A 1,533-nucleotide genomic window follows, 5' to 3' on the forward strand; every position below is an offset into this window, starting at 1 on the left:
CCCGCGGCCGGCATCGGCGGATGCGCCTCCGGCCCCGGCACGTACCCGGCCGCGGGCCCGCCTCCGGACGACACCACGGGCGCCACGCCGGGGCCACCCCCGGGCGCCGCACCGCCGCTCATCCCACCGGCACCGACCGCACCGCTCGCACCGCCCAGCAGCGCCGCACCCGCACCGCGCTCCAGGCGGTCGAGCCGCGCCTGCACCGACCGCTCGTCGCCGTACGCCGCGGGCAGCAGCACCCGCGCACAGATCAGCTCCAGCTGCAGCCGCGGCGAGGTCGCCCCGCGCATCTCCGTCAGGCCCGTATTGACCAGGTCGGCGGCCCGGCTCAGCTCGGCCGCGCCGAAGACGGACGCCTGCGCGGTCATCCGCTCCACCACATCCGCGGGGGCGTCGATCAGCCCCTTCTCCCCCGCGTCCGGCACGGCCGCCAGGATCACCAGGTCCCGCAGCCGCTCCAGCAGGTCCGCGACGAACCGCCGAGGGTCGTTCCCGCCCTCGATGACCCGCTCCACGACCTCGAAGGCCGCCGCGCCGTCCCCCGAGGCGAAGGCCTCCACGATCGAATCCAGCAGCGAGCCGTCCGTGTACCCGAGCAGGGCCGTCGCCATGGCATATGTCACACCGTCCGCACCGGCCCCGGCGAGCAGCTGGTCCATCACGGACATCGAGTCACGCACCGACCCGGCTCCGGCGCGCACCACCAGCGGCAGCACGCCGTCCTCGACCGGGATGTCCTCCTGGCCGCACACCTCCGCCAGGTAGTCCCGCAGCGTGCCCGGCGGCACCAGCCGGAACGGATAGTGATGCGTACGCGACCGGATCGTCCCGATGACCTTTTCGGGCTCGGTGGTCGCGAAAATGAACTTCAGATGCTCCGGCGGCTCCTCGACGACCTTGAGCAGGGCGTTGAAGCCCGCCGAGGTCACCATGTGCGCCTCGTCGATGATGTAGATCTTGTAGCGACTGCCGGCTGGCCCGAAGAACGCCTTTTCCCGCAGCTCACGGGCGTCGTCCACGCCACCGTGCGACGCCGCGTCGATCTCGATCACATCGATCGAGCCCCGCCCGTTCCTGGCCAGGTCCACACACGACTGGCACTTCCCACAGGGCGTAGGAGTGGGACCTTCCTCACAGTTCAAGCAGCGCGCCAGGATCCGCGCACTCGTCGTCTTGCCACAACCACGCGGCCCACTGAACAAATAAGCGTGATTGACCCGATTGTTCCGCAATGCCTGCTGCAGCGGATCGGTCACGTGCTCTTGCCCGATGACCTCGGCGAAGGTCTCGGGACGGTAGCGGCGGTACAGCGCAAGGGACGACACGCATACGACGATATCGGGCCCCACTGACAATCGACCGGCCCCGCAAACGCAAGCGCCCCCCACGCACCCGCCAGAGCCGACCTACCCTTGCTGCCTTCCGGCCCTGGGGGAGTTCAGTCAGATAGCGCCACGTGAGGGGCTGCGCACCACACTAGCGGATCCCCCACCCAAGAAACGACCCGACCCCTCCCCCGCCCCCCACTCC

At 70.5% G+C, this 1,533-nt stretch carries 1 protein-coding gene and 1 other RNA gene; both read right to left on the reverse strand.

The window, feature by feature from the left end; genetic code table 11:
* Positions 1-1,328 (reverse strand): DNA polymerase III subunit gamma and tau (locus tag DY245_RS32945; protein ID WP_128510831.1); only part of this gene is annotated, 1,328 nt, incomplete at its 3' end.
* Between the two features lie 45 nt (positions 1,329-1,373).
* Positions 1,374-1,472, reverse strand: an RNA gene (gene ffs, locus DY245_RS32950) — signal recognition particle sRNA small type.
* Positions 1,473-1,533: the final 61 nt, after the last annotated feature.

This window comes from Streptomyces inhibens, from assembly GCF_003389455.1.
Lineage (GTDB): Bacteria > Actinomycetota > Actinomycetes > Streptomycetales > Streptomycetaceae > Streptomyces > Streptomyces inhibens.